Genomic DNA, 26,474 nt, shown 5'->3' on the forward strand with positions numbered 1-26,474 from the left:
TCTTTAAATGCCATCCTTAAATCATTCCGCGAGAGCGCGAGAACAGAGCGGGAAAAAGGCACCTATTTTGAGCGCCTGTGCGTTGCGTATTTAACAAATGACCCAATGCAAGCCGAGCATTACGAAGCCGTTATGCCTTGGGCCGAGTGGGCCAAGCACAATGGCTGGGATGGGAAAGATGTTGGCATTGACCTCGTCGGAAAACTGCGTGGTCTTGATGGCTATGCCGCAATCCAATGTAAGTTCTTTAATCCGACCCATCGGATAGCAAAATCCGATATTGATTCATTTCTTGCCGCCTCTTCCAAGCCTCCGTTCGTCCGCCGTATTGTGATTGACGCGACGGAAGTTGAGTGGTCCGCCAACGCAGCCGAAATGCTGTACGGTCAAACCATCCCAGTTATCAGGATTGGGCTCAACGACCTTCGCGACAGTCCTATTGATTGGTCCCAGTTTGCCGCCCAAGGCCGGATCGTCTTGGAAGCCAAGAAGGAACTGCGCAAGCACCAGACCGAGGCGCTAGAAGCAGTTCGCAAAGGTTTGGCAACATATGATCGTGGTAAGGTCATTATGGCCTGTGGCACTGGAAAGACCTTCACCAGTCTCAAAATCGCCGAAGACCTCGTCGGCGCAGATGGCATGGTCCTTTTCCTCGTGCCGTCCCTGGCACTAATGGCACAGACCGTCCGCGAATGGACCACCGACGCCTCTGTCCCTCTGCGATCGTTTGCAGTGTGTTCCGACACCCAGGTTGGTAAGCGACGCCAGTTCAAAGATGACGTCGCCGAGATAGACATCCTCGACCTGGCTTTCCCGGCCACGACAGACCCGGCGAAACTCGCCGATGGCGTGGCAGATGAAGCCAAGGCCCGAATGACAGTGGTTTTTGCCACCTATCAGTCAATCCAAGTCATTGCCGATGCCCAAAGCGATCAGGGCTTGCCGCCCTTCGACCTCATCATCTGCGACGAGGCGCACCGCACCACCGGGGCAACGCTGGAAGGACAGACTGAAAGCAATTTTGTCCGCGTCCATAACAATGAGACCATCCGCGCCAAGAAACGCCTTTATATGACAGCGACCCCGCGCATCTTTGGCGACGGGGCCAAGAGCAAGGCCGACGATCTGGGCATCACCCTCGCAACCATGGACAACGAGGAAATGTTCGGGCCGACTCTTTTCTATCGGGGGTTCGGCTGGGCCGTTCAGGAAGGCTTGCTGACCGACTACAAGGTGATCGTTCTCGCCATGGACGAGAAACTTGTCGCCAAGTCCATCCAGAGCCGGATCGAAGACCCAACCACTGGCCTCATTCTTGACGACGCGACCCGCATTCTGGGCTGCTACAAGGCACTGACCAAGGTCGATATCGCCTCCGACCTCGGGGCCGATACGCAGCCCATGCGGCGCGCTCTGGCCTTTTGCCGCGACATCAAGAGTTCCCAATTGGTCGAACGCGAGTTCTCCGATGTTGTGTCCGACTTCTTGGCCGATGACGAGGTGATCGAGACGGAAGCCGACATCGCCAATCACCAACTCAATTGCGAAATCCGCCATGTCGATGGCACCTTCAACGCCAAGTCGCGCGGCGAACTTCTGGACTGGCTCAAAGCCGAAAGCGAAGAAAACACCTGTCGCATCCTGACCAACGCGCGATGCCTGTCCGAAGGCGTCGATGTCCCGGCCCTGGACGCGATCATGTTCCTCCACCCGCGCAAGTCGCAGATTGATGTCGTCCAATCCGTGGGCCGCGTCATGCGCCGCGCCCCCGGCAAGCGCATGGGCTATGTCATCCTCCCGGTGGGCGTTCCCGCCGACAAGACGCCCGAGGAAGCCCTCGCCGACAACGACAAGTATCGCGTGGTCTGGCAAATCCTGAACGCGCTCCGCGCCCATGACGAACGCTTCGAAGGCACCATCAACCAAGCCTCCCTTGGGCAAGATGTCTCCGACCGGATTGAGATCATCGGCTATGGCTCAAAGGAACTCGACGCCATCACTGCCACCGTCGAAGACCTGCCGAACAAGACCGCTGCCAAGCGGTCGGGCATCGGCGGGGGAGAAGGCGGCAATAGCGACGATGACATCGTGATCGAGGACGACCGCGAACCGGAACTCCCGCTTGTCATCGACGACTTCTCCCGTGCCATCATGGCCAAGATCGTCAAGAAGTGCGGAGACCGCGAATACTGGGACCGCTGGGCCGGAAGCCTGCGCAACATCGCCCTGGCACACATTACCCGTCTTGAAGCCTTGCTCGAAGACCCGGAGGGCAAGCAGCGTAGAGCCTTCGATCTATTCTTGGCCGAACTCCGCGACGACCTGAACAACACCATCACCGAAAAAGACGCCATCGAGATGCTGGCACAGCACCTCATCACGCAGCCTGTTTTCGATGTCCTCTTCGAAGGCCATGCCTTCACGCAGGAGAACCCGGTTTCCCGCGCCATTCAGGGCCTTCTCGAAGTGCTCGAAGAGTCGAACCTTCAAAAGGAAAACCGAGACCTTGAAGACTTCTATGCCAGCGTCCGTAACCGCGTGCATGGCTTGAAAGACCCCGCTGCCAAGCAAGACCTGATCCGGCAACTCTACGACAACTTCTTCGGCGTGGCGTTCAAGGAAACCCGCGACCGGCTTGGCATCGTCTATACCCCGACCGAGATCGTGGATTTCATCATCCATTCCGTCGATGCGCTGCTACGCGACGAGTTCGACGAAAGCCTCGGGTCCGAGGGGGTCCATATCATCGACCCCTTCACCGGCACGGGCACCTTCATCACGCGCCTGCTGCAATCCGGCCTGATCGCGCCCGAGCAACTGGAACACAAGTTCCGCAACGAAATCCACGCCAACGAGATCATCCTCTTGGCCTACTACATCGCCGCCATCAACATCGAGGCGGTCTATTCCAGCCTCGCCAAGGGGGCCTATCTGCCGTTTGAGGGTATCTGCCTCACCGACACTTTCGAAATGTATGAAAAGGGCGACATGATCGCCCAACTGATGCCCGACAACTCGGAGCGCCGCCAGCGCCAGCGCGAACTCGACATCCGTGTCATCATGGGGAACCCGCCCTATGCCGTGGCACACCACATCAACTATGGCGACCTTGATGCCAAGATCGGCAGCACCTACGCCGCGCGCTCCACGGCGACGAACAAGAACGCTCTCTATGACAGCTACATCCGCGCGATCCGCTGGGCCAGCGACCGGCTGGAAGACAGCCGGGGCGTCATCGGATTCATCACCAATGGCGGTTGGGTCGATGCCAACACCGCTGACGGGATGCGCAAGACCTTGGTCGATGAGTTCGCCTCGCTCTATGTGTTCCACCTTCGCGGCAACCAGCGCACCAGCGGCGAAACCTCGCGCCGCGAAGGCGGGAAGATCTTCGGCGCAGGCAGCCGCGCGCCCATCGTCATCACCTTCCTCGTCAAGAACCCCGACGCCGCCCAGCAAGGCCGCATCTTTTACCATGACATCGGCGACTATCTGACCCGCGAAGACAAGTTGAAGACCATCGCCGCCTTCCGCAGCCTTCGCGGCATCACCGAGGCCGACGGCTGGACCGAGATCACGCCCGACGAGCACGGCGACTGGTTGAAACAGCGCGACGAGAGTTTCGGAAACTTTCTCAGCATTGGAGGCAAAAAGGACTCCGGTGATTTCGCAATTTTCGAAGACTATTCGGCAGGGCCAAAGACCGCACGAGACGCTTGGTGTTTTAATTCTTCGAAGGAAGCTGTCATTCGAAACATTGAAAAGACTATTGCGACATACTCTCGTCGGCTTGATGAATACAAGAACACGAAACCTTCCGAGCCGGAGGTCGAGCCTGACCTCTTTATGTCCGAATCTCCGAAAGAAATTTCTTGGAACAGGTCGTTGAGAAATGATTTCAAGAAAGAACGGCCCCTTTCATTTGATGAGGGGCAAGTGATTGTTGCGTCCTACCGTCCTTTCTTCAAGCAATGGATGTATTTCAGCAGACGCCTGAATGACATGATTTACAAAATGCCATCCATCTTCCCGCAAGCGGGGATGGAGAATCGCGTCATTTCAATTACCGCAGCGCGCGGCAATGCTTCATTCTCCCTTCAAATGACAGACCAACTACCCGAGCATTGCTTTGCCTCTGTCGCAGCAGGTTCTCAGTGCTTTCCAATGCGTCTCTTCGAGAAGATCGAAGAAAGCACGGACGATAGCCCTGCGTTTTCGTTTGACGAAGATGATGCTGAGGTTGTCGATGGCTACAAGGTCAGGGACGGGATCACCGATGCTGCCTTGAAGCACTTCCGCGACACTTACAAAGACCAGACAATCACCAAAGAAGACCTATTCCATTACATCTATGGTCTTCTCCACGCTCCTGACTACCGCGCACGCTTCGCCGATAGCCTATCGAAGGAACTGCCACGCATCCCGCCGGTCAAAAAGCGTGAGGACTTCACGCGCTTTGTCGAGGCCGGTCGCGCCTTGGGCAACCTGCATGTCGGCTACGAAAGCGTCGAGCCTTACCCGGTCACGGTCAAAGAAGGCGATCTGGACCTTGCCCACATCACCGACCCGGAAAAGTTCTTCCGCGTCGAGAAGATGGCATTCGGCAAGAAGAAGGACCGTTCCACCATCTCCTACAACGCCAACATCACCCTGATCGACATCCCCATGGAAGCCTACGACTATGTCGTTAACGGCAAGTCAGCCATCGAGTGGGTGATGGACCGCCAGAAGGTCGCAGTGGACCGCTACAACCCCAACACCAAAAAGGGCAGCGACATCGTCAACGACCCCAACCGCTACGCCATCGAGACCATGGGCGACCCCCGCTACCCCTACGACCTCCTACGCCGCATCATCACCGTCAGCCTCGAAACGGTGAAGATCGTGAAGAGCCTGCCGAAGTTGGACATCTGATCAATGTCGGGAAACTATGCGACCGAACGAAAGGGCATCGCCGCAGTTCAGGCCAAGTTGGCCGACCTTGAACTGATCTGGCGAGAAACTTCGACCGGCGATTTTGGCATCGACGGGCACATTGAGTTCCTTGACGAAAACAGCGAACCGACCGGCATGATGGTAGGCGTTCAGGTCAAATCAGGACAGTCGTATTTCAGCGGCGAAACGGACTACGCCGTGTCCTATACCGCAAACGAAAAACACCAGAAGTATTGGGAGCACTATCCTGTGCCCGTGCTCCTCATCCTTCATCATCCTGATCGCAAGGAAACTTTCTGGGTAGATGCCCGTCAGGAGTTTCGAACCGGCAAAGCCCCCGGAAAGAAGATCATCTTACCAAAAACAAACAACTTCACGGCGGTGACTGTCGAAGAGCTTTTCAAGAATGCCGGTTTGACCCAAACAGAGTATGTAAAGGACATCTCCGCTTTGCTCGGATATATGCTGTCCCGAACGACCGGGAACGCAGGTTTCGATATATCGTTCTTTGACCTGTTCTGCCTCGGCATGACGAACATCTGCCGGAGTCTCTACTTCGGAATGGACCTCGCCTTGAAGATTGCCGAGCACAAACTCGCAGAAGTAGAGTCCGAGTTTGGTGTTGGGGTGGGGCATTCGGAATATAACTTCCTTGAATCGTATGTCCGTTTCCTGATCAGTCAGAACTTGGTTCATGCTAACTATTCCGATTTGCTTATTGACCTTGAGCTTCGGGAAATGGTGCCAAAGTTCATCGTTCCACTTTCGCGCCGTGGCACGGCTGTAAAGGATCTTATTTCAAGGTCTGAGGATGATTTGGTGGATCGCGGCGTTCTGATGGCGAGCAGGACTCGGGCGGCGCAAGAGGCATTTGTTGAAATCGTAGAGATCTCGATGATCCCGCGTTTCGGTAGAGTGGCCGAAGTTTCAAAAGCCTTGTACTCCAACCCAGCCCAGCAAAGTTCCGAAAGCGCCGATCCATTGGAAGACGATGCGGAAAAGCCAAGAGCGGAGAATTGATGCCCGATCTTTCCGCTCTCCTGGCATCTTTGAAATCCCCTAAGGCCGCTCTTGCGGTCTTCCTGTTTAGCGCCGCATTGGTCTTTGCGCCGTTTGATCGGATTGGCCTGACCCGCGCAGCCTTCGCAACCGGGCATGAGAGTTTCTTCGTCACCATACTCTTCCTGTCCGCGGCCATTATGGCCGGTGAGGTGTTGTCGAAGGGATAGCGGCTGAACGTGAGGTCCAGCTGGTACTGGACAAAGACCCGCAGTTAGCCGGATGGCCAACTTCGAGCTTTATTCGGGAAGGTTTTCAGAGTGGACGAAGAATTGTTCTGAAACACCGCCGTCCCTGAGTCTTCTCAGTGTCTCCGGAGTATTTTGCGACCGGGTGATTGCGGCCATCGCAGCTTGATGATCCTCCGCGTCCTGTCCTTCGAAACCTGCAACCTCACGTAGCTTGTTCAACAAATCCGCCTTGATTTTCGGCAGCAAACGGTAAGCAAAGTTGTCACCAAACTTGTCGAACCCATCCTTTGCAGACGGATATAGTGCTTTCACCTCTTCTCTAAGGCCAGCAAAATTGAAATACCGTTCAGCTTCCTTTTGCAATCCGAGAGTTGACAGTACCAAGCTCGAATGATGAAGGATGGACTGGTATGTCCGGAATAGCCTGTTGATATCTTGGTCAAGGTAAAGCTCTGGCAACACCATTGATGGTGGAATGGATTTATCCATTTTTTCTCGTAAATTATGGATTTTCTCAAGAATGTCTTGAATTTTCTGGGCATCCTCAGCTGATGCGTCCTTTCTGATGTAATCGACATTCAATACTTGAACTGAAACGACGGTTCCGGAGAACAACCTGTCGACGCGCTCCAATTCCCCGTACAAAATCTCTGCGGCCTCCAACCGTTTCGCATTGAGCACGGCATCCCGTCCCTGTTTTCCCTCTAGGAGATATGAGCTGATTTTCTCTCGCTCGGTGGCAGCTGTGCTTAGCAACGACTTAAACTCAGTCAACCGCTTATCGTAGCCGTGGGTTGAGGCACGGCTCAGAAAAGCTGAGACCGGACCTCGAAAAACAAAAAGGAGAATTCCGGATAGCAAAGCCGTCACTCCGGAGGAAGCGACAACGTCCCAGAAGCCGAGTTGAATGTTTGGCATCATACTCATTCATCCTGTCAACATGCGATGATTAGCGGTGGCTGGTCATTTTCGGTCGTATGCAATTTTAACCCTAATAAAGTATGAAGTAGTCACGCATGAAGAGCAACAAACCAGCTTAGCAGCTTCGCATTGGTCGAGATCAAGGATGACGGGGGAACCGAGAGACTGTACTCGGACAGCAACGCGGCCAAAATCCATTCCGAGCACAGTGAGTACAAAAAGGTCTTCTGGTCCTTCTGGGAGGCGGAGGGCGTCTTCCCAAAAGCAGTATGGAACCAGTCATACAACCGGATTTTCAGTAATCTACCATTCGAGATCGAGGATATAGTACTGATCCAGTAATTCGATACTTCTATTGCCGTTCTTGCGGCCAAATAAGCATGAAATTGCTGTCGAGGTGATACTTTGACAAAACTTTGGATCGCCCGCCGAGCGCCATAAAACAGCTTTCGTGTCAACTGATCTACGACCAATCATAGCTCATTTGGCCAGTCAAAGACGCTGATCGCGAAGTTGTTGCAAGAAAGCGCATTGCCGGGTGCTGTGCGCAAGTCGAAGCAATCTCTAACCCCGCGCTTGGCGTTCTCACGGTTGACGAACTGTCCGCATTGGAACTTCAAGCCATCAATCTGACTGGCCGTCGGCCGCAGAGGCCACTTTCGATGATGCGCCGACCTTCCTTGTGATTTAATTTTTGATTTCTTTCCACAATTCTAATGGCACACCGAAAAAGACACCATCGCACTGCACCCCATAAGGAAGGACAGTGCAAAATGTTGGAAGAATACAAAAGCCGTAATGGTGATGCCTCGAAAGCGCGTGGAGATCGTTATCTGACTTTGGCTGAGCTGCGCGGCAAGCTGGGTAACCGCTCACGCAGTGCAATCTATGCCGACCTGGCGGCGGGCCGTCTGCCCAAGCCCATCAAGCTTGGGGGGCGCATCTACTGGTCCGAAGTTGACCTTGAAACCCATCTGAGCAACCTTCGCGAAGAGCGGTCGTAACGATGATGAAAATGGGAAACCCCGGCGCGCTGGCAGGCGCGACCGGGGCAAAGAAGTCTATCCATGCGACAGCGGAAGACCTCTTTTTGATACCACAAGACAAGGCCAAGCGCCACAATTCCAGCGCGCCCCTTGAGGTTGCGCTCTGCGGAAAATCGGCCGCACACGCCATGGTCAAGTGGCGCACCAAATCTGCGGTCTCCGCTGTTGGGGACCCAGGTAGTGAAAATTTCACACCTCGCAAGATTAACGTCGAAACCATCACCTGGCCCCGCACCGATAGCTTTCAAGGAAATCAGAGGCTTCAAATCCTGTGTTTGATCGTGGCCGCGAACGCGAAAGAGGAACGGGGTGACCAAATTGCAAACCCTCTACTTGCGACCCGTTCACGGCTGGCGAGAAGCGCAAACGAACAGCTTGGCCACCTCGATTTTGGAGAGCAAACAATGACGGATGCACGCGATCTGACAAATGCCTTGGGCGGCAAATGGTACCAAGGTTATGGGGTGGCGGCTTGCCCTGTGTGCCAACCCCGGCGGGACAAGTGCCAAAACGCTCTTACCATGGCTGATGGTCGCAACGGGTATTTGATTCTGCACTGCAAAAAGTCCGATTGCGCGTTCACCGATATTCTGGTGGCGTCCGGGCTACGCCCTGGTGAGTACGCCCCACCGGATGCCGAAGCACTGGCTCGCCGCAAAGCCGAACAGCGCGATTACGCAGAGCGGCGTGCAATGCAGGCGACCCTCCTCTGGAAAGAGGCGATACCGATCAACGGCACGCCAGCCGAAGCGTATCTGCGGGGGCGGGGTATCTCCTGCTCCCTTCCGGACACGCTGCGTTTCCACCCGGGGTGTTGGCACGGTCCGACTGCGAAGCGTTACCCCGCGATGGTGGCACTGGTGACAGGCGGCAACGGTGCCGCCATCCACAGAACTTATCTCGCTCCTGACGGGCGTGGAAAAGCTGCGGTGACACCTCAAAAGGCCATGTTGGGCGCGACCAAAGGCGGCGCGGTGTGGCTTGCGGAAGGGCCGGGGCCACTGCTGGTTGGCGAAGGCGTCGAAAGCTCGTTCTCCGCCCTTATCCTTCACGGCGACAAGACAGCGACCGCATGCGCTGCCCTGAGCACCTCGGGGATGCGCGGGCTGCGACTGCCAAGTGTAGGAGGGGTAGGAAAAGTAGAACATCGCTGCTCTCGACTGATCATCGCGGTTGATGGCGAAAAGGCAGGTCGTGACGCCGGCCGCGAACTCGCGGAACGTGCTGCCGGACTTGGCTGGCAAGTGAGCATCCTCGACCCCGGTGACGGGGTCGACTTCAATGATCGGCTGATCGAGGGCACGCGACATGAACACATTTGATCCTTCTCCCTTTACGCCCGAAGGTCCGACGCCGCTGATCCGCGATTTGCCCGAGGCCGCGCCCTATCCGGTCGCGGCGCTGGGGCCGCTGCGTGAAGCTGCCGAGGCAATTGCTACGGCGACTGAGGCACCCGTTGCCATGTGTGCGGCATCCGTCTTGGCATCGGCGGCGCTGGCAACGCAAGGACATCGGGAAGCGGAGACGCCGAACGGCACCGCGCCTGCAAGCCTGTTTCTGCTGACAGTCGCGCAAAGCGGTGAACGCAAGAGTACTGCCGACCGCCTCGCGATGCGTGGCGTCCGGGAATTTGAGGATGAGCTGCGGGGTGAATACGACATAGAGCGCGACCTCTGGCGCGATGCGGACGAGGTTTGGAAGTCAGCACGGGCCAAGATCGTGGCAGACAAAAAGACCAACAGCGCCGCCAAGCTTGCCGATCTGCAAGCATTGGGATCGAAGCCGCCCGAGCCGCTGAAACCGCATATCGTGGCATCCGCGCCGACCATCGAGGGGATCGTTAAACACCTGACCGAACTACGCGCCAGCCTAGGGATTATGACGGAGGAAGGTGGGGCACTTCTAGGTGGGCACGCTATGAAAGCGGAAAACCGCATGTCGACTTGCGCTGTCTTGTCCGCCCTGTGGGATGGCCAGCCGCTCGACCGGTGGCGCGCGAGCGATGGTGTTGCGGCGTACACCGGCAGGCGATTTTCGGCGCATATCCTTGTCCAGCCGATTGCTGCCGAGGCGCTGCTGTCCGATCCGATGGCAAACGGCCAGGGACTTCTGGCGCGCTTCCTGACGTGCCGTCCTGCTTCCCACATCGGCATGCGGTTGCGAATGGAAAAGGACGCGGAAGCCGAGGCCGGGGTTGCTCGCTTCGCGGCAAGGATCCGCTCGCTACTGTCGCGACCGCTACCACTCAAAGACGGTACCCGTAACGAACTCGCTCCGCCCGTGCTGCCTTTGTCGGAAGACGCACGTTGCGTGCTGACCGAATTTGCACGCGAGATCGAGAAGGCGCAGGCACCGGGCGGACCTTTCGAAGATGCCCACGCCTTTGCCAGCAAGACCGCAGAGCACGCGGCACGTCTAGCGGCGGTGCTAACGATCTACGCCGACCCAGACTCGTCGCAGGTGACAGGTGAGACAATGGTCGGGGCGATCGAACTGGCCACATTCTACGCGAACGAGGCTGTACGCCTTGCGAATGCTGCAACAGTGCCGCCCGAAGTGGCAGACGCCGAACGGATGCGTAAATGGCTGCTGGGCTCGTGGGGTGAGCCGTTCATATCGGCCAGTGTGGCGGCGCAGCGTGGGCCGTTCAAGTTGACGGATCGCGTACGCAAGGCGCTGCGGAAGCTCGAATCTTACGGTTGGCTGATCGAGGCGAACGGCGCAGAGGTGGATGGCAAGCCGCGCCGCGAGGCGTGGCGGATCGTGAGTGAGATGTCATCATGAGTGGCTTTAGCTTCGATGCAAAGGCCGCGCTCAACCAAGCGCGGCGAGCCCGAGGGGTTCCTACTTTTCCTACACTTCCTGCAGACGCGTTGCCCAAAGGTGGAAAAGTAGGAACTATAGGAACTGTAGGAAGCGATTATGCTGGTGATGCTGGAATCACTCACGAGGAAATCGCCCGCGACAATCTCGAAGAAGGCGGCGCGAGCCCCGTGTCGAAAGTGTTGCAGAGCGCCATCGCTGAAAACACGAAGCCCGGTGCCGCGCATGTCGGAAGTGTCGCAACGCCTGGCGCGCCGCGAATTAATTCGCAATATGAGGAAACCGCTGGTGGACGTCTGGCGACCTGGACTGGCCGCGTCGTGTCTCTAGATGAATGGAGCGGCCTGACCGCTTGGCAGCGGCAAGGGCCGGATGGGCGGCATTGGTGCGGCATCTCGCGGGAGTGGAGAACGCCAAAATAGCGTTTTCTCTTTCGTTCAAAGTAGCATCGTTGCAAGACTAACAGCAAACTCACAAGGACGCTGTCTTGCTGATCGAAGGTTTCATCGACAACGGATAAACTCGGTCGGCGGCGCTTTTTTAGCAGGGCCCCGCTGGCCGCGATATTGTGGTTAAGATCGATCAAAGAGGGCGATTTGAGGTTTAGCTGTGCCTGAACGCCCAATTAATTCCGCTAAGAAAGGGCTGACCATGGGAAAAGATTATAGTCGTTTTTTGACGGGTCAGATGGGCGAAAGTCTGGTGGTGGCAGAACTTGGGCGTCGCAACATTGTTGCAACAGCCTTTTCGGGTAACCTGCCTGTTGCTGACATTTTGGCAATGCATGGGCAAAACACCCTTCGCCTCCAGGTCAAGGCTATGCGCAAGGAAACCGCGACTATCGGGCTCGGAAACCTGCTAAACATTGAACAGCGTGGGCCGAAGCAAATTGTAACCAAGGTGGATCCATTGGACGACCCTGATCTGATTTACGTTTATGTCTACTTGGGCGACCATCTGGCGCATGTTCGTTTCTACATTCTGACTCTGCGCGATCTGCAAGACCTAATGTTCGACGGTTACACGGCATACTTGGCTCGGAATGGCGGCGAACGACCCCGCAATAAGGAGTCCAAACATGCTTCTATCGCTACAAAGGACCTACAGAGATTTCATGACAATTGGGGTCTGATAAGCGGAAGACTAGGTGTGCCATCCGGCACAGTATGACACGTTACCACGACTGGTAGCGAGGTGGCGCTGGCAGGTGGCCGACCGTGACTTTGAAAGGCGGCTCGACCGGCTGGAGGTGGACACCGCCAAAGCTGAACCTAGACCAAGCGCGCCGATTGGTGAAATCGTACAGCCTAGTGCGATCATGCCGGAACTGGTAGCGAAGTTGCTATGATCACTGCGAGGTCGCGACTCAGTGCATATCGACTGCGTCCCAAGAAAAACCCAAGCCGAAATAGGTGGAAGGTTTGTGGAACTGACCGACGCGCGAAGGGGGTATAATTAGGGGGATACACCAACATGGCTTCGGCGTATTTTTTATATAAAACAAGTATTTAACGGATTTTTATGGTGCCCCCACACGGACTCGAACCGCGGACCTACTGATTACAAATCAGTTGCTCTACCAGCTGAGCTATAGGGGCTCCGGAGGCGTGATTACTGAGTGTCGCGCGCCTGTGCAAGAGGCAATCTGGCGAAATTTTGCGATTTGCGATTGTCCTCCAAACACGGTTTCCATCGCTGCGCGTGGGGGTATACTGCGCCCAGACAGCGAGAAAACCGAAAACAGATGCAGGTTGTCCTACACGCAGGCCTTCATGAGACCGACAGCGACCGGCTGTTCAAGACGCTCTTGCGCAACCGCGAGGCGCTTCGGGCAGACGGGATTGCGATTCCGGGGCCGGGCAAGTATCGACAGTTGATTTCGGAGATGCTGAACGCCTTGGGGGACGCGCCGCCTGCGCCTACGTCGCGCGAGGTGTTGCTGGACAGTATCCTTGACGAGGACACAGGTCATGTGGATCGGATGATCCTGTCGCATGAGAACCTGTTTTCGGTACCCAAGATCGCATTTCAGGGTGGGGTGGTATACCGCAAGGCGGAGCACCGTCTGCGCACCCTGCGGGATATCTTCGCGCGGGATTCGGTCGAGATTTTCATCGGGCTGCGCAATCCTGCGACGTTCCTGCCCGCGCTTCTCAAGGCGACACCGCTGTCGGACATTTCACAGCTGTTGCACGGGTTGGATCCGATGCATATTCGCTGGTCCAACCTGATCGCGCGGATCACCGCAGCGGTGCCCGGCGTTCCCGTGACGGTGTGGTGCGACGAGGATAGCCCGCTTATCTGGGGGGAACTGATCCGCGAATTCGCAGGGGTTGAAGCGACCTATCCGATTGTCGGGGCCTATTCGCGGATGGCGGATATCACCTCGCAGGAAGGGATGACGCGGTTTCGAGCCTATCTGGCCGAAAAACCGGAATTCAACGAGGCTCAGATCCGCCGAGTGATGGTGGCTTTTCTCGATAAATTCGCGGACCCGTCCAAGGTCGAACATGAACTCGATCTGCCGGGCTGGGATGCGCATCTGGTGCAAGACCTGACCGAGCAATACGAAGAAGACCTGTTCGATATCCGGCGCATTCCGGGGGTCAATTTGATCGCGCCTTAAGGCCTCGCCTGTCGTTTGCGGTTTTTCACGAAGGGCAGTTGCGTGACGAACATGAAGACCAGCGCGCAGGTCAGCACCAATGAAATCGGGTGGCTGAGCAGGTCATAGATGAAGGTTCCGATATTCTCTTGTGCGCCGATCATGGCGCGGCGGTAATTCGCGTCGATCATCGGGCCAAGGATGACGCCAAGGATGATCGGGCCGACCTGGAATCCATAACGCTTGAGGAAATAGCCAAGAACGCCAAAGCCAAGGGCCCATGTGATGTGCACGGGGTTGTTCTGAATGGCATAGGCTCCGACGGCGGACAGGATGATGATCAGCGGGATCAGGATCGCGCGCGGGCATTCGACCACCTTGGTAAAGATGCGGACACCGGTGAGGCCGAACACCAGAAGGAACAGGTTGGCCAGCGTCAGGTTGCCGACGATGAACCAGAAGAGGTGGGGCGTATCGGTGAGCAGCAGCGGCCCCGGTTTCAGCCCGTGGATGTAAAGTGCGCCGATGATGATCGCAGTCACCGCATCACCGGGAATGCCAAGAGTGAGCATTGGCACAAAAGCGCCACCCACCGCCGCGTTGTTGGCGGCTTCGGGGGCGATCAAGCCTTCCTTTGCGCCCTCACCGAAGGGAACCTCGGGGTTTTTGGTGCTGCGCTTGGCGTGATCATAAGCCAAGAGCGCTGCAATATCGCCACCCGTGCCGGGCAGGGCACCGATCAACGTGCCAAGGCCAGAGGATTTAAGCCCAAGTCCAAGATAACGCCGTACGTCGGACCAAGACGGCACGATCCGGGCGACCTTTTGTTTGATGGGGGCGGCGGAGATATGTTCAAGCTGCGCGAGGGCTTCGGCGACACCGAAAAAGCCGATCATCGCCACGACGAACGGCACACCCCCCATGAGATTGATCGATCCGTAAGTGAACCGGGCCTCGGCTGTCATCGGGTCGAGCCCGATCATCCCGATCATAACGCCAAGCGCACCAGCAAATGCTCCTTTGGCAAAGCTTTCGCCCGAGAGCGTGCCGACCAAAAGGATTCCGATGATGCCAAGCAGCATGTAATCGCGCGATGTGAACTTGATTGCGAAATCGGCAATCAGCGGGGCTGCGATGGCAAGGGCCAGCACGCCGACAAGTCCGCCGATCACCGACATCACCGTCGAGAGGCCAATTGCCTCGCCCGCGAGACCCTTGCGCGCCAGTGGATAACCGTCCAACGCAGTGGCAATGGCACTGGGTGCCCCCGGAATGTTGAGCAGGATCGCGGTGCGCGCGCCTCCGTAGACGCCACCGACATAGACGCCTGCGATCAGCGCGAGGGCTTCGTTCACCTCCCATTTGAAGGTGAAGGAAATCAGGATCGACGCGGCCATGGTCACTGACAGACCTGGGATCGCACCGATATAGATTCCGGCAAACGTGCCAAGCGCTGTCAGCAGAAGAAGCGACGGATCGAGCCAAGAGGTGGCGAAAAAGCCCAGTGTTTCCATCATGTCCATAGGCTCCCGGAGGGGAGAATGACCTGAAACACAACGCGGAACAGAAGGTAGATCACTCCGACTGACAGCGCCGATATTGCCAGCGCCCAGACCGGGCCTTTGCTCCACAGCGTCCAGATCGCCACGAACAACAGCGCGCCGGAGGCCGGAAGAAATCCGATATAGGGGATAACGGCCACAAAGGCTGCGACGAGTGCGGTGAAAAGCACGACCCGCAGCGGGAACAGATAGGCCAGCAGCGCGGGCAGACCGGTCTCGGCTGAGGCTGGTTTGCGCAGCGTTTCGGACAGGATGACAACCCCTGTTGCCAGCATCACGCCAGATGCCAGCATCGGCATGACACCCCCGGTTGTCAGGCCTTTGAACCCGGAAATGCCATAGGATTCCCAGAAGGCGTAGCCTGCGAAGACCACCAGAAGAAGCGCAAAAAGCCGTTCTCCGGGTCGGAGGGTTTCAGGTGTTTTCATCTCTTCGGAATGCTGCGACCCGCCAGAGAGCCAGCGGGTCGCACCCTTGGATCAGGGACGGGGAATGCCAAGCTCTTCCGGGCTGACCTTCGCCGCGCCGGTGTCCTGAAGAGCCCAGGTCGTGACCTGTTGCCACTTGGCAAGGAAGTCTATCGCCTCTTGGCCGCTCGTGTTCATGACCACGTTGCCGCGGTTGGCCATCAGCTCAAGGAAGGTCGCGTCGGTTGCTGCAGTCGTGAACACTTCGGTCAGCTTTGCCTTCACATCGTCCGGCACTTCGGCGCGGACGAACACGCCGTAGAACGGACCCCATGGCAGGAAACGCTCCATGTCGGGGAGGGTTTCCGTGATGGCAGGAACGTCGGGAAGCGTGTCAACGGGTTCCGGGTTGACCACCGCCAATGCACGCATGTTGCCGGCCTTGATCTGCTCGGCAGCAGCCGAGATGCCCGCTGGCATGAAGTCAACCTCGCCGCCCAGCATGGCGGTCAGGCCAGGGCCTTCACCATCAAAGGGAATGGCGGTGACGTTGAAATCGGTCGCATTGGCAATCAACGCGCCAATCGTGGAAGGCAGGCCGCCGGGACCGGTCGAGCCCATTTTGACGGAACCGGGGTTGGCGGCGATATCGTCAAGCAATTCGCTGAGGGTCTGGTACTTCGAGTCCGCCGGAACCACAACAACGGCCACCCCGCGACCAAGAATGTTGATCGGGTACATGTCGCCATAATCGATGTCCGACACGCCCATTACGCCATGAAGCTGCGGGTTTTCCGCGCCATAGAGGAAGGTGTAGCCATCCGCAGGGGCTGCGTTCACGAAAGCGGTCGAGATAGCGCCCGCGCCGCCGGACTTGTTCAGAACCACAATCGGTTTGCCAAGCGCCGCCTCGGCTGCCGGATTGACGGCGCGTGCGACCGTATCCGTGGCGCCGCCTGCGCCCCACATCACAACGCCCAACACTTCGCGCTCGGGATATTCCGCAAGCACGGGTGTGGCCATAACTGACAATGCCACCAAAGCGGCTTTCCAAATCTTCATGCAATCCTCCCTTGGCCATTTGCGGCCTGTTTTTCTTCAACAGGATATTCAGCAAAAGAAACCGCGTGGTCAATCATGTTGACGGATATCTGAAAACAGTCGGTGCCTGGCCACACGCTATTCAAGGCAGCATAAAAGTCGCAGAAAAAACGGCGCTCCGAATGAACGGGCGCCGTTTGTGTTTGATAGCGATGTCTGACTTGATCGACGGCGATCACTGCATGCCCAAGGCTTCCTTGTACATCTCGAGCACGGCTTCTTCCTCGGCGATGTCGTCGGGCTCGCGCTTGCGCAGGGCGATCACCTTGCGCATGACCTTGGTGTCGTAGCCGCGCGCTTTGGCCTCGGCCATGACCTCTTTCTGCTGGTCTGCGATGTCTTTCTTTTCCGCGTCCAGACGTTCGATCCGTTCGATGAACTGACGCAGCTCATCTGCGGTGACGCGGTAGTTGGCTTCGATAGCGCTGTCGTCCATCACGAGGCTCCCTCTTTCGGTTTGACTGGGTTCGTAGCGATGGCGGCGCGGGCCTTCAAGGGCTTGTCAGCGGGCAGGGGATGAATTACCGCCCCCGTGGGCACAGACCATCGCGGGAGCGTATCATGGACATACTGATCTGGTCGGGCGCGGCGCTGTCGTTTGGCGGTTTGTGCGGGCTGGTCTATTGCATCCTGCGGGTCAACAAGGCGCGCAAAGCTGGGCTGAGCGACGAAGCATTGCGCGACGAGGTCAAGAAGGTGATGCCGATCAACCTCGGGTCGCTGTTTGTGTCGGTGCTGGGTCTGATGCTGGTGATCGTGGGGATCTTTCTGGGCTAAGCCTCACAAATCGTCGAAATTGCGCCCGTACTTGATCAACTCCGCAAAGACCGGATCTGGTGTCCACAGTTCTTTGTCTGGGTGATCCAGCGCGTCCATCTCGCGGGTGGTCTTTAGCAAGCCTTCGGCACCAACGGCGTGCATGATGCCTCCGCGCCATGTCGGGACGAGATGGGCGAAAACCGACAGCACATCGATTTCCGCTGTGCGTGGCACAACGGTCTCGCGCAATCCCTTGGCCCCGGCATTGGCCACCGCTCCGATCACCAGCCGTCGGATCTGATCGGTGAGCAGGTTCGATTGCGGCGCGCGGCGTTCATTTATCTTGTGCAGGAGTTCGGCGTCCCGCGTGGGGCCATCGGGGACGTGGTGGTAGAACCCGCGACCAGTGGCGCGCCCCTGACGGCCCAGTTCCAGAAGAAACCCGGACCAGTTCTGTCCTCCTCCTGCGCGGGGATGGCGGCTGACCACGTCCAGCCCGATCCTGTCGGCCAGTTCATAGGGCGGATGCAGCATGCCCCAATCGCGCAGAGCGGCGTCGATGGTGTAGGGGGATTGCCCCAAATCCACCAAAGCATCCGCAGCCCGCCAGAGCGCCTGCAAAAGCCGGTCGTGAATTCCAGTGCCAGCCGTGGTTTGCACAATCGCCATTTTGTTCATACGCCGCGCAAGCGAAAGGCCAAGGCGGCGGTGATCTTCGGTCGCTTCGGGGCCAAGAATGACTTCGACCAAGCGGGCGGTTGCGGCAGGGGCGGCGAATTGCAGCGACAGGCGGGCATCCACGCCGGGCAGGCAATGTGCGATGACCGAGCCCGCGGGCACCGGAGCACCCCGTTGACCGCGCGTTGCCCTCAGGACGATCTGAGTGTCTTGCAAAAGGTCTTGGGCATCGCCAAACCGCAGTGCCTCAAGGCCGCGTTGCATCCGCTCGTTGGTCAGCCGCCCGGTTTGCACCGCCTGTTGCAGCACATGGCGGACATGACCCACCGCATCGCGCTGCTGGTCGGGATCCTTGATGAACCACCGCACACCAAGCCCAACCTCCAACGCGGCCAGAACGATCTGACCGGCAATCGCGCTGCCGCCCAGAACACCGATGGTCGATATGTCTGGAAGATCATTGCGGCGCACCTGTGCGGCGACCTTCTGTTCGGCGTGGAACAGGTGCGACAGCGCTTTGGATTGTTCCGTATCCGCGCAGTCCTCGGCAGCGGCTTCTTCAAAGGCCAGTCCGGCGTCGATGGGCAAGAGCATCGCGGCTTCGACGGCGGCGAGGATTTTCCTTGGGGCCACCTCTGGCGAAGCGTCGACGCTGGTGCGGGCACGATTGAGGCCTGCCTGATACGCGGCTGCGTCGGCAAAACCTGTACGCAGGTCTGCTGTGGGTCTGGGGCCTGCAACCTTGGCGCGCAGGTCACCAAGAAATCGTTGGATCGCGTCATCCGTTGCGTCGTCGAAAAATGCGTCGGCGAGCGAGGCGTATTTTTCGCCTGTGAGGGGTACGAGAGCACCGCCGATCAGCAGGTCGAGCGTGGCGTCGGCACCGATCAGCCGGGGCAGGCGTTGCGTGGCCCCCGCGCTGGGTACAAGCCCAAGACGCGCATTGGGAAAGCCGATGCGGGTCTGGCGATGCACGAGCCGGTAATGCGCCGCAAGCGCCAGTTCGACGCCGCCCCCGACCACTGCGCCCGTCAGCACTGCGATCACGGGTTTCGGACAAAGTTCGATCTGACGGCAGACATCGGACAGAAGATTTTTCCGGTCATCGCCGCCACCTTGCGGCACGGTAATGCCAGAGGGAAAGACAGCGCCTTTGCCCCGCAGGACGATGATATGTGTTTCCGGGTCAGCGCTCAGGCGCGTCAGCGCATCATTGATGGCTGCAAGCATCGCCACGGTCAGCCGTGACGATGGACCGGGCGTCAGCGCAATTTGCGCAACACCCTCCGTGACGGTGATCTCGGTCTCAGTGCCCATCTGCTGCTCCGATGGCCTCGGGTCGGCATGTTTGCCTGTTCTTTGCAGCGTATTAGAGGCCAAACGGGGCGTTCTGGCAAGAATTCCGCGTTATTCGGCGCGATTGTGCATCATTCGCGCGACATCAAGCATGCGGGCGGAGAAGCCCCATTCGTTGTCATACCAGCCGAAAATGCGGATTTGGTCGCCGGTTTCCATGGTCTCGTTTGGTGCAATCACCAGTGACTCTGTTCGCGCCCGGAGGTCGACGGACACGCATGGGTCTTCGACCAGCCCTATCACCGGGTTCGCTTCGGCCAATTCGCGCAGGGCGTTGGCCGGATCTTTTGGTGGGGTGCTCAGGCGGACGACAAGGTCCACCGCAGATACGCTGATTGCAGGCACACGCACGGCGGCCCCGGTCACGCGCCCGGCCAGATCGGGCAGCACGCGGTCGATCAGCTTGGCGGCGCTTGTGGTGGTGGGGACCATGCTCACGGCTCCAGCGCGGTTGCGGGCAAGGTCGGGGCCACGTGGGGCGTCGACCATCGGCTGACTGCCTGTGTAACAATGGATCGTCGTCATATGGCCCCGGATCAAGCCATAGCGCGTGTCGAGATCGCGCAGAAGCGGGGCCAGCGCATTGGTGGTGCAGGAGGCGTTCGAGACGATCCGGTGTTCCGCGATCTGTTCGTCATTTGCGCCTTTGACGATGGTGATGTCGGCAATGTCGGAGGGGCCAGAGATCAAAACCGCCCGCGCGCCCGCCGTCAGTGCGGCCTCGGCTGTCGCGCGGTCCTTGGTGGCACCGGTACAGTCGAGCAACAGATCGACATCCGCCAAAGGCAGGTCCACCATCTTGACCCCGGTGAGCACTGGGATGGATCGCCCGCCCGCGTGCAAAGTGCCGTCTTTTAATGTCACCCCGCCGGGCAGGGGGCCGAAGACGCTGTCATACTTGAAGAGATAGGCGCACGTGTCTGGCTGCGCGAGATCGTTGACCGCCACCACCTCGATATCCAAATGGGCCGAATTGGTCAGGATCTGCCGCAGGATGACCCGGCCGATCCGCCCAAACCCGTGGATGACGATGCGCATATACCTGTCCTTTGCCTGTTGCCGCAGAACCTGTGCGTTAACGCTTGCATTTCAACTCTGATTTTTTCACATTGTAAAAATGTTTTTTGTATCGAGACAATTCAGGGCGCAGAGGCTGGCATGAACGCAGAAACAGGGCCGGAGCGGCGCGCACGGGGACGGCCCCGCGCGTGGAGCGATACGACCGAGCAGAACAAGATCAAATCGCTGGATCGTGCGCTGGTCATCTTGGAGCGGTTGAGCGAGCGCGGTGGGGCGACACTGACCGATTTGTCTGAAGATTTAGATCAATCGCCGGCCACGGTCTACCGCGTGCTGTCGACCTTCGAAGGGCGCAACATGGTCGATTTCGATCCCGTGGCGCAGACCTGGCATATCGGCGCAGGGGCGTTTCACATCGGGTCGCGGTTTCTGCGCCGCACATCGCTGGTGGAACGTGCCCGCCCGTTCCTGCGCGAATTGATGCAAAAGACCGAAGAGACCGCCAATCTGGGTGTGTCCCGCGACGGGCTGGTCCTGTTCCTGAGCCAAGTCGAAACCCATCACAACATCCGCGCGTTTTTCCCGCCGGGGACCATGTCGCCCATGCATTCCTCGGGGATCGGCAAAGCACTTTTGGCGCAAATGGACGACAAGGACGTGGAGGCGATCATTCGCAAGCACAAGCTGACCGCGTTCACGGAGCACACCCTTGTCACGCCAGAGGCGTTGGCGGCCGATCTGGCAGCAACCAAAATCCGTGGTTATTCGTTTGATGCGGAAGAGAAAAACGACGGCATGCGCTGTATCGCGGCGCCGGTGTTCGACATGCATGGCGAACCCATCGCCGGGGTGTCTATCTCGGGACCGTCAGCCCGTATCCCGGATGAAAGGATCGACAGCCTTGGATTGGCGGTCAAGGAAACGGCGGCCAAACTGACCGCCGCTTTGGGGGGCGCGTCGGATTAAGCGACGTTCTTGAGGTTCAGTTTGTGTGTCACGCCAAGTGCGTGGCACACATCGCGGGTCAGTTCCGGGCGGTTCAGCGTGTAGAAATGCAGCGTGTCGACGCCGCCGTCGATCAGGTCGGAACAGAGTTCCGCACAGATCGCGGTGGCGAGCAGGTCTTCGCGCCCGTCGCGTTCCGCCTTCTCGAAAGCATCCACAACCCATGCCGGGATATGCGTGCCGCAGCGCTGGGCAAAGCGGACAGCACCTTTCCAGTTCTCAATCGGCAGAATGCCCGGTGTCACCGGCTTGTCGATTCCCGCCTTCTCGCAGGCATCGCGGAAACGGAAGAAGGTGTCCGCCTCGAAGAAGAACTGCGTAAGTGCTTCGGATGCGCCCGCATCGAACTTGCGCTTGAGGTAGGCCACATCGGCTTGGGCGTCTTTCGCTTCGGGGTGGGTGTCGGGATAGGCGCCGACGCGGATGGTGAAATCACCGGCGTCGCGCAGGCCCTCGATCAGCTCCACGCTCGAGGCGAATCCTTCGGGGTGGGGGACAAAGCCGTTCGAGCCGTTGGGCGGATCACCGCGCAGGGCTACGATGTCGGTCACACCGGCTGCGGCGAAATCCTGTGCAATGGCAAGGGTTTCCGCGCGCGTGGCGTTGACGCAGGTCAGGTGCGCGGCAACCGGCAGGCCTGAAGATTTGTGCAGCGTTGCCACCGCCTCGCGGGTCAGGTCACGGGTGGTGCCGCCTGCGCCGTATGTCACGGAGACAAAGCGCGGCTGCAGCGGGGCAAGCACCTGTACGGTGTCCCACAGGCGGAACGAGGCCTCCAAAGACTGGGGCGGGAAGAATTCAAATGAGACGGACGGAGTTGTCATCGACGTGATCCTTGATGGCGTTGAAGCTCTTGTCGCACACGCAGCATTGTGAGACAAACTCATAAATCTAATCTTCAACATGAGAACGGTTGATAATGCACATTGAGTTCCGGCACCTCCGCACCATCAAGGCCATCCATGAATATGGCGGGGTGGCCAAGGCGGCGGACCAGTTGAACATCACGCAATCGGCACTTAGCCACCAGATCAAGGCGCTTGAGGATCAGGCAGGGGTGGAGCTGTTTGTACGCCGCTCCAAACCGATGAAACTGTCGGCCGCGGGGATGCGTCTTTTGAGGCTGGCCAATCAGGTCCTGCCACAGGTCGAAGCGCTGGCGGCAGAGTTCGAAGGGCTGCGTGGAGGATCGACCGGGCGGATGCACATTGCCATCGAATGCCATGCCTGTTTCGAATGGCTGTTCCCGGTGTTGGAGGCGTTCCGCAAAAACTGGCCGGATGTGGATGTGGACATTCGCCCCGGGCTGGCGTTCGACGCGCTGCCTGCCCTGCAGAAGGAAGAGGTTGATCTGGTCGTATCATCCGACCCAGAGGACATTCCCGGCGTCACATTCACCGAGCTTTTCGACTACAACGCGGTTTTTGTGGCCTCGTCTGCGCATCCGCTGGCCGAAAAGCCCTATGTCGAGGCTGAGGATTTTCGGGGGCAGACGTTGATCACCTATCCGGTGGAACGGTCGCGGCTTGATGTGTTCAGCCAATTGCTGATCCCGGCAAAGGTCGAACCGGCTGCAGTTCGCCAGGTCGAGCTGACGGCCGTTATTCTGCTTCTGGTCGCGTCCAATCGGGGCGTGTCGGTGCTGCCCGACTGGGTGGTGCGCGAGGTCAAGTACAGTTCGGACTACGTCACACGTCCGTTAACCGAAACAGGCGTGACAAGACGGCTATACGCGGCCACCAGAACAGTGGACACGGAAAAACCGTTCGTCGCTGAATTGATCCAACTGGCCCGGCAAGAGGCGCAGCGGCTTCAATCGGCCTGATGTCTAGAGGGCGGTAAGGTTTGACGCCATCTTGCGGCCATCGCGACCCTCGGTCATGTCAAAGCTGACCTTCTGATTGTCGCTGAGGCCGTCCATCCCGGATTGTTGCACGGCGGAAATGTGCACAAACACATCTTTGCCGCCATCTTCGGGGGAAATAAAACCGTAGCCTTTGGTGGCGTTGAACCATTTCACGGTACCGTTCGGCATGATCCCGTGTCTCCTTCTGTCGTCATGTCTGACCTCTGAGGGCCGCTTCGCTTGCGACCGGGTCTGCAATCTGCAACACCGTTCACATTTATTCAGATTGAGCGAAACGTCCCAAAAACAAGGCCGCTGCGCAATTTTCGACAAAGGGCGCGGACTTGAATTGGACAAGACACCGGAGCAGAAGATGATCCTCTATGGGCTGAAGAACTGCGACACCTGCCGTAAGGCATTGAAAGCATTGTCGAACGCGGAATTCGTAGATGTTTCAATGACTTCAGTACCCGACGGTATACTGGATCGGGCGATTTCACAGTTTGGTGATAAAGTCGTGAATACCAAGTCTGCGACATGGCGCGGGCTGGATGAGACCGAGCGCGGGAAAGACCCCAAGGCCCTGTTGATCGCGCATCCGAAGCTGATGAAACGGCCGCTGATTTCGGAGGGTGACGCGCTTTATCTGGGCTGGGACAAGGACACGCAGGCGGCGCTTTTGGGCTAGTCCCGCATCTGCATCTGATGGAGCGCGGCGTAAGTGCCGGACTGCGCCAACAGGTTGTCATGGGTGCCCTGTTCGATGACGCGGCCTTGGTCCATGACGACGATCTTGTGCGCATCCCGGATGGTCGAGAGGCGATGCGCGATCACCAATGTCGTGCGACCCTTGGACAATTCGTCCAACGCCTCTTGGACCTTGGCCTCGGATCCTGTGTCGAGCGCCGAGGTTGCTTCATCCAACAGCAGAATGGGCCGATTGCGTAGGAGCGCGCGGGCAATCGCCACCCGTTGCCGCTGACCACCCGACAGGGCTGAACCTCGCGGCCCGACAGGGGTGTTCAACCCGTTTGAAAGCTGCGGCAGGAAGTCCGACACATGGGCCGCATCGAGCGCGCGTTTCAGATCCGCATCCGACACGTCTTTTTGCCCGAGCAGGATGTTTTCCAGAACCGTATCGTCAAAAAGCAAAGCTTCCTGCGACACGACGGAAAAGAGCCCACGCAAGTCCTCCAGCGCCATTTCCGAGACGGGTACGCCACCTATGGTCACATCTCCATGTGACGGGTCAACAAGCCGGGTCAGAACATTGAAAATGGTGGATTTCCCCGCGCCTGACGGGCCGACCAAAGCGGTTGTCTGGCCTGCCTCAGCTGTGAAACCACACCCGTTCAAAATCGCGGTTTCTCCGTAGCTTAGCGAGACGTTTTCAAGCGTGATCTCTGGCACTTCCGCAGGTGCGGATTTTGGTTGCGCCGGACTGCGCAGCGTCGGTTCGGTCTCGAGGATCTGTCGGATACGTTCAATCCCTGCGGCCGCGACTTGCCAGACACCTGCCACATTGCCCAGACGGCGCATCGGTTCAAATGCGAGTCCAATTGCGGTGAAGAAGGCCATGAAATCGCCGACAGTTTTCTCGCCCGAAAGGATCTCGTTTCCGCCGTAAAAGAGCACACCCATAAAACCCAGACCGGCCATGATGTCGATCATGCCGGGAATGGTCGCCTGACCCAACGCGCTTCGGGTTTCGACCTTGACGCGTTCGTCTGTCAGGGTGCGATACCGCTCGGACTGGTAGCGTTCGAGCGCGTTGAGCTTGACTGGGATGATCCCGTGGAACGCCTCGTTCAGACGCACAGACAGTTTTGCCGCGACATCGCGCGCCCGGCGGGCTTCCTTGCGGACATAGCGTTGCAGAAACACCGAAGGGGCGATCAAGATCGGTGCGCCAAGCAAGGCCACCAATGTCCAGCGCCAGTCGACCGAAATTGCCACGGCGAACAGTGAGACAAGTGCAATCACGTCCCGGCCTGCACCTGTGATGATCGTCCGCCAGACCTTTGAAATCGCGTCTACATCGCCTTCGACGCGCTGCATCAGGTAGCCGGGGGAATGGGTCTGGTGATAGGCGCTGTCGAGCACCATCAGATGCGCCAGCAGATCCTGCCGGATATCGGCGACGGACAGTTGGGAGATCCGGGTCAGGAGCACTTTCTGCACGATGCTTGCCACAGCGCGAATGACGAAGATGCCAAGAAAAATCAATCCGACCCACAGAATGGCGTTTGCTTCACCACCGACGAAGACCCGGTCGAACATCGGCTTCATCATGTAGGACAATGCGCCGAACATGCTGCCTTCTAGCGCCATGAACAGCAGCGCAACGATCAGAAGACGCCAATGCTTGGCAAGATAGCCGCGCCAGACCCAGAGAAGCAGGCCCCGCGGATTGACCGCGGCCTCGGTCACGTTGCCAAAGCCTCTGGCAGGGTCAGGTCGGCAGCGGGTGTCTTGTTGTTGAAACCGGTCTGAATGGCGGTTGCGTCGTATTCCGTGCGGATCCACTCTTCGAACCCGATCGGCTGACGCGCATTTCGCGCGGCATAGACATCGAGGATGTAATCCTGCACGCCGGTGGCGGTGAAATCGAGGTGAATATACTTGATCGACAATTGCTTGCGCGCAACTTCGACCGGCTGGTTCTCGAACACCATCAGGTAAAGCGCGGCCACGAACCCGGCGCGGTCGGCGCCCGATTTGCAATGAAACACAAAGGGCTTTTCCGCCATGCGAAGTGTGTCGATCACATGCACAATCTTCTTGCGGCTGACCGCGTTGCGCGCCTGCAGCTTGGCATTCAGAAGCTTGAGTCCCAGCGCCTCGCAGGTTTCCTTTTCAAACAGGTAATGCGCGTATTTGTCTTCGCCGCGCAGGTTCACCACCGTGGTGATGCCCATCGCCTTGTATTTCTCGAACCGCGCATGTGTCGGCTGGTTCGAGCGGTAAACGCCGGGTGCGACCTCAAAGAAGTTGGTCCAGAAGGTGCGCAGGAAGGCGTGGTCGAATACATGATAATGAAAGGAGGACCAGCGCCGCGCGCGCGGGTCCGTGATGTCCTTGCCGAAGGACCGACGCAGCTTGCGTTCTGCATCTTCGATCTTTGTCCAAAGTCGTCCCAGCATCCGGTCCCTTTCGCGTC

The 26,474-nt window shown here is 58.2% G+C and carries 24 protein-coding genes and 1 tRNA gene; 12 read left to right on the forward strand and 13 right to left on the reverse strand.

All coding sequences use genetic code 11. The annotated features are described in order from the left end of the window. The first annotated feature begins 105 nt into the window (after nucleotides 1–105). The 3 genes from ACMVPR_RS00675 to ACMVPR_RS00685 are packed head-to-tail and all read left to right on the forward strand — an operon-like array spanning nucleotide 106 to nucleotide 6,164. On the forward strand, nucleotides 106–4,914 hold the full coding sequence (locus ACMVPR_RS00675) for a DEAD/DEAH box helicase (RefSeq protein ID WP_416881275.1): 4,809 nt from the start codon (nucleotides 106–108) through the stop codon (nucleotides 4,912–4,914). A 3-nt stretch (nucleotides 4,915–4,917) separates the two neighbouring features. Further along, nucleotides 4,918–5,955 (forward strand): DUF4365 domain-containing protein, encoded by a 1,038-nt coding sequence (locus ACMVPR_RS00680; protein WP_416881276.1) that lies wholly within the window; start codon nucleotides 4,918–4,920, stop codon nucleotides 5,953–5,955. After that, entirely contained in the window at nucleotides 5,955–6,164 is a 210-nt protein-coding gene (locus tag ACMVPR_RS00685) for a hypothetical protein (protein ID WP_416881277.1), read from the forward strand. The genes ACMVPR_RS00680 and ACMVPR_RS00685 overlap by 1 nt, the downstream gene beginning before the upstream one ends. Before the next feature lie 69 nt (nucleotides 6,165–6,233). Here the strand turns inward: ACMVPR_RS00685 and ACMVPR_RS00690 are convergent, their stop codons facing one another. Next, nucleotides 6,234–7,112: a hypothetical protein gene (locus tag ACMVPR_RS00690; protein ID WP_416881278.1), complete on the reverse strand. Its 879-nt coding sequence runs from the start codon at nucleotides 7,110–7,112 to the stop codon at nucleotides 6,234–6,236. A gap of 767 nt (nucleotides 7,113–7,879) precedes the next feature. On the opposite strand from ACMVPR_RS00690, the gene ACMVPR_RS00695 reads away from it, so the two are divergent. The 4 genes from ACMVPR_RS00695 (at nucleotide 7,880) to ACMVPR_RS00710 (ending at nucleotide 12,145) form a co-directional block, all read left to right on the forward strand. Further along, nucleotides 7,880–8,110 (forward strand): helix-turn-helix transcriptional regulator, encoded by a 231-nt coding sequence (locus tag ACMVPR_RS00695; protein WP_416881279.1) that lies wholly within the window; start codon nucleotides 7,880–7,882, stop codon nucleotides 8,108–8,110. Between the two features lie 2 nt (nucleotides 8,111–8,112). After that, nucleotides 8,113–9,474, forward strand: a complete 1,362-nt coding sequence (locus ACMVPR_RS00700; RefSeq protein WP_416881280.1) for a DUF7146 domain-containing protein — start codon at nucleotides 8,113–8,115, stop codon at nucleotides 9,472–9,474. After that, nucleotides 9,461–10,936 carry a YfjI family protein gene (locus tag ACMVPR_RS00705; RefSeq protein WP_416881281.1) on the forward strand — a complete coding sequence of 492 codons (1,476 nt, stop codon included), beginning with the start codon at nucleotides 9,461–9,463 and terminating at the stop codon, nucleotides 10,934–10,936. Before ACMVPR_RS00700 ends, ACMVPR_RS00705 begins: the two co-directional genes overlap by 14 nt. A gap of 690 nt (nucleotides 10,937–11,626) precedes the next feature. Beyond that, nucleotides 11,627–12,145: a hypothetical protein gene (locus tag ACMVPR_RS00710; RefSeq protein ID WP_416881282.1), complete on the forward strand. Its 519-nt coding sequence runs from the start codon at nucleotides 11,627–11,629 to the stop codon at nucleotides 12,143–12,145. A gap of 352 nt (nucleotides 12,146–12,497) precedes the next feature. Here ACMVPR_RS00710 and ACMVPR_RS00715 read toward each other — a convergent pair. Next, nucleotides 12,498–12,573: transfer RNA gene (locus tag ACMVPR_RS00715), tRNA-Thr, on the reverse strand. A gap of 146 nt (nucleotides 12,574–12,719) precedes the next feature. Here ACMVPR_RS00715 and ACMVPR_RS00720 point away from each other — a divergent pair. Next, nucleotides 12,720–13,601: a hypothetical protein gene (locus tag ACMVPR_RS00720; RefSeq protein ID WP_416881283.1), complete on the forward strand. Its 882-nt coding sequence runs from the start codon at nucleotides 12,720–12,722 to the stop codon at nucleotides 13,599–13,601. Here the strand turns inward: ACMVPR_RS00720 and ACMVPR_RS00725 are convergent. The 5 genes from ACMVPR_RS00725 to ACMVPR_RS00745 are packed head-to-tail and all read right to left on the reverse strand — an operon-like array spanning nucleotide 13,598 to nucleotide 17,086. After that, nucleotides 13,598–15,097 (reverse strand): tripartite tricarboxylate transporter permease, encoded by a 1,500-nt coding sequence (locus ACMVPR_RS00725; protein WP_416881284.1) that lies wholly within the window; start codon nucleotides 15,095–15,097, stop codon nucleotides 13,598–13,600. The two genes, ACMVPR_RS00720 and ACMVPR_RS00725, sit on opposite strands and share 4 nt — an antisense overlap. Further along, nucleotides 15,094–15,570 (reverse strand): tripartite tricarboxylate transporter TctB family protein, encoded by a 477-nt coding sequence (locus ACMVPR_RS00730; RefSeq protein ID WP_416881285.1) that lies wholly within the window; start codon nucleotides 15,568–15,570, stop codon nucleotides 15,094–15,096. The genes ACMVPR_RS00725 and ACMVPR_RS00730 overlap by 4 nt, the downstream gene beginning before the upstream one ends. A gap of 51 nt (nucleotides 15,571–15,621) precedes the next feature. Next, nucleotides 15,622–16,611, reverse strand: a complete 990-nt coding sequence (locus ACMVPR_RS00735) for a tripartite tricarboxylate transporter substrate binding protein (RefSeq protein ID WP_416881286.1) — start codon at nucleotides 16,609–16,611, stop codon at nucleotides 15,622–15,624. Next, nucleotides 16,608–16,829, reverse strand: coding sequence for a hypothetical protein (locus ACMVPR_RS00740; protein WP_416881287.1), 222 nt, complete (start codon nucleotides 16,827–16,829; stop codon nucleotides 16,608–16,610). Before ACMVPR_RS00740 ends, ACMVPR_RS00735 begins: the two co-directional genes overlap by 4 nt. Continuing rightward, nucleotides 16,826–17,086, reverse strand: a complete 261-nt coding sequence (locus ACMVPR_RS00745) for a DUF2312 domain-containing protein (RefSeq protein ID WP_300588048.1) — start codon at nucleotides 17,084–17,086, stop codon at nucleotides 16,826–16,828. Before ACMVPR_RS00745 ends, ACMVPR_RS00740 begins: the two co-directional genes overlap by 4 nt. Before the next feature lie 125 nt (nucleotides 17,087–17,211). Here ACMVPR_RS00745 and ACMVPR_RS00750 point away from each other — a divergent pair, with 125 nt between their 5' ends. Continuing rightward, nucleotides 17,212–17,427, forward strand: a complete 216-nt coding sequence (locus ACMVPR_RS00750) for a hypothetical protein (RefSeq protein ID WP_292268881.1) — start codon at nucleotides 17,212–17,214, stop codon at nucleotides 17,425–17,427. A gap of 3 nt (nucleotides 17,428–17,430) precedes the next feature. On the opposite strand, the gene ACMVPR_RS00755 is transcribed toward ACMVPR_RS00750, so the two are convergent. Together ACMVPR_RS00755 and ACMVPR_RS00760 are read right to left on the reverse strand one after the other, a co-directional pair. Further along, nucleotides 17,431–19,404, reverse strand: coding sequence for an enoyl-CoA hydratase-related protein (locus tag ACMVPR_RS00755; protein ID WP_416881288.1), 1,974 nt, complete (start codon nucleotides 19,402–19,404; stop codon nucleotides 17,431–17,433). 90 nt (nucleotides 19,405–19,494) lie between these two features. Continuing rightward, nucleotides 19,495–20,481, reverse strand: a complete 987-nt coding sequence (locus ACMVPR_RS00760; RefSeq protein ID WP_416881289.1) for a type I glyceraldehyde-3-phosphate dehydrogenase — start codon at nucleotides 20,479–20,481, stop codon at nucleotides 19,495–19,497. Between the two features lie 120 nt (nucleotides 20,482–20,601). Between ACMVPR_RS00760 and bhcR the strand changes: the two genes are divergently transcribed. After that, nucleotides 20,602–21,429 carry an HTH-type transcriptional regulator BhcR gene (gene bhcR / locus ACMVPR_RS00765; protein ID WP_416881290.1) on the forward strand — a complete coding sequence of 276 codons (828 nt, stop codon included), beginning with the start codon at nucleotides 20,602–20,604 and terminating at the stop codon, nucleotides 21,427–21,429. Here bhcR and metF read toward each other — a convergent pair. After that, nucleotides 21,426–22,292 carry a methylenetetrahydrofolate reductase [NAD(P)H] gene (metF, locus tag ACMVPR_RS00770; protein ID WP_416881291.1) on the reverse strand — a complete coding sequence of 289 codons (867 nt, stop codon included), beginning with the start codon at nucleotides 22,290–22,292 and terminating at the stop codon, nucleotides 21,426–21,428. The genes bhcR and metF overlap by 4 nt on opposite strands. Before the next feature lie 95 nt (nucleotides 22,293–22,387). On the opposite strand from metF, the gene ACMVPR_RS00775 reads away from it, so the two are divergent. Next, complete coding sequence (locus tag ACMVPR_RS00775) at nucleotides 22,388–23,293, forward strand: LysR family transcriptional regulator (protein WP_416881292.1); 906 nt, start codon at nucleotides 22,388–22,390, stop codon at nucleotides 23,291–23,293. 3 nt (nucleotides 23,294–23,296) lie between these two features. Here the strand turns inward: ACMVPR_RS00775 and ACMVPR_RS00780 are convergent, their stop codons facing one another. After that, the gene (locus ACMVPR_RS00780) at nucleotides 23,297–23,503 is read right to left on the reverse strand and encodes a cold-shock protein (protein WP_300588037.1); all 207 of its coding nucleotides are present in this window, start codon (nucleotides 23,501–23,503) and stop codon (nucleotides 23,297–23,299) included. A 184-nt stretch (nucleotides 23,504–23,687) separates the two neighbouring features. On the opposite strand from ACMVPR_RS00780, the gene ACMVPR_RS00785 reads away from it, so the two are divergent. Next, nucleotides 23,688–24,002 carry an arsenate reductase family protein gene (locus tag ACMVPR_RS00785; RefSeq protein WP_416881293.1) on the forward strand — a complete coding sequence of 105 codons (315 nt, stop codon included), beginning with the start codon at nucleotides 23,688–23,690 and terminating at the stop codon, nucleotides 24,000–24,002. On the opposite strand, the gene ACMVPR_RS00790 is transcribed toward ACMVPR_RS00785, so the two are convergent. Together ACMVPR_RS00790 and ACMVPR_RS00795 are read right to left on the reverse strand one after the other, a co-directional pair. Beyond that, nucleotides 23,999–25,744 (reverse strand): ABC transporter ATP-binding protein, encoded by a 1,746-nt coding sequence (locus ACMVPR_RS00790; RefSeq protein ID WP_416881294.1) that lies wholly within the window; start codon nucleotides 25,742–25,744, stop codon nucleotides 23,999–24,001. The genes ACMVPR_RS00785 and ACMVPR_RS00790 overlap by 4 nt on opposite strands. Then, nucleotides 25,741–26,457 (reverse strand): tyrosine-protein phosphatase, encoded by a 717-nt coding sequence (locus ACMVPR_RS00795; RefSeq protein WP_416881295.1) that lies wholly within the window; start codon nucleotides 26,455–26,457, stop codon nucleotides 25,741–25,743. The genes ACMVPR_RS00790 and ACMVPR_RS00795 overlap by 4 nt, the downstream gene beginning before the upstream one ends. Nucleotides 26,458–26,474 lie beyond the last annotated feature (17 nt).

The sequence above is a fragment of the Marivita sp. genome (genome assembly GCF_048006345.1).
Taxonomy (GTDB): Bacteria; Pseudomonadota; Alphaproteobacteria; order Rhodobacterales; family Rhodobacteraceae; genus Marivita.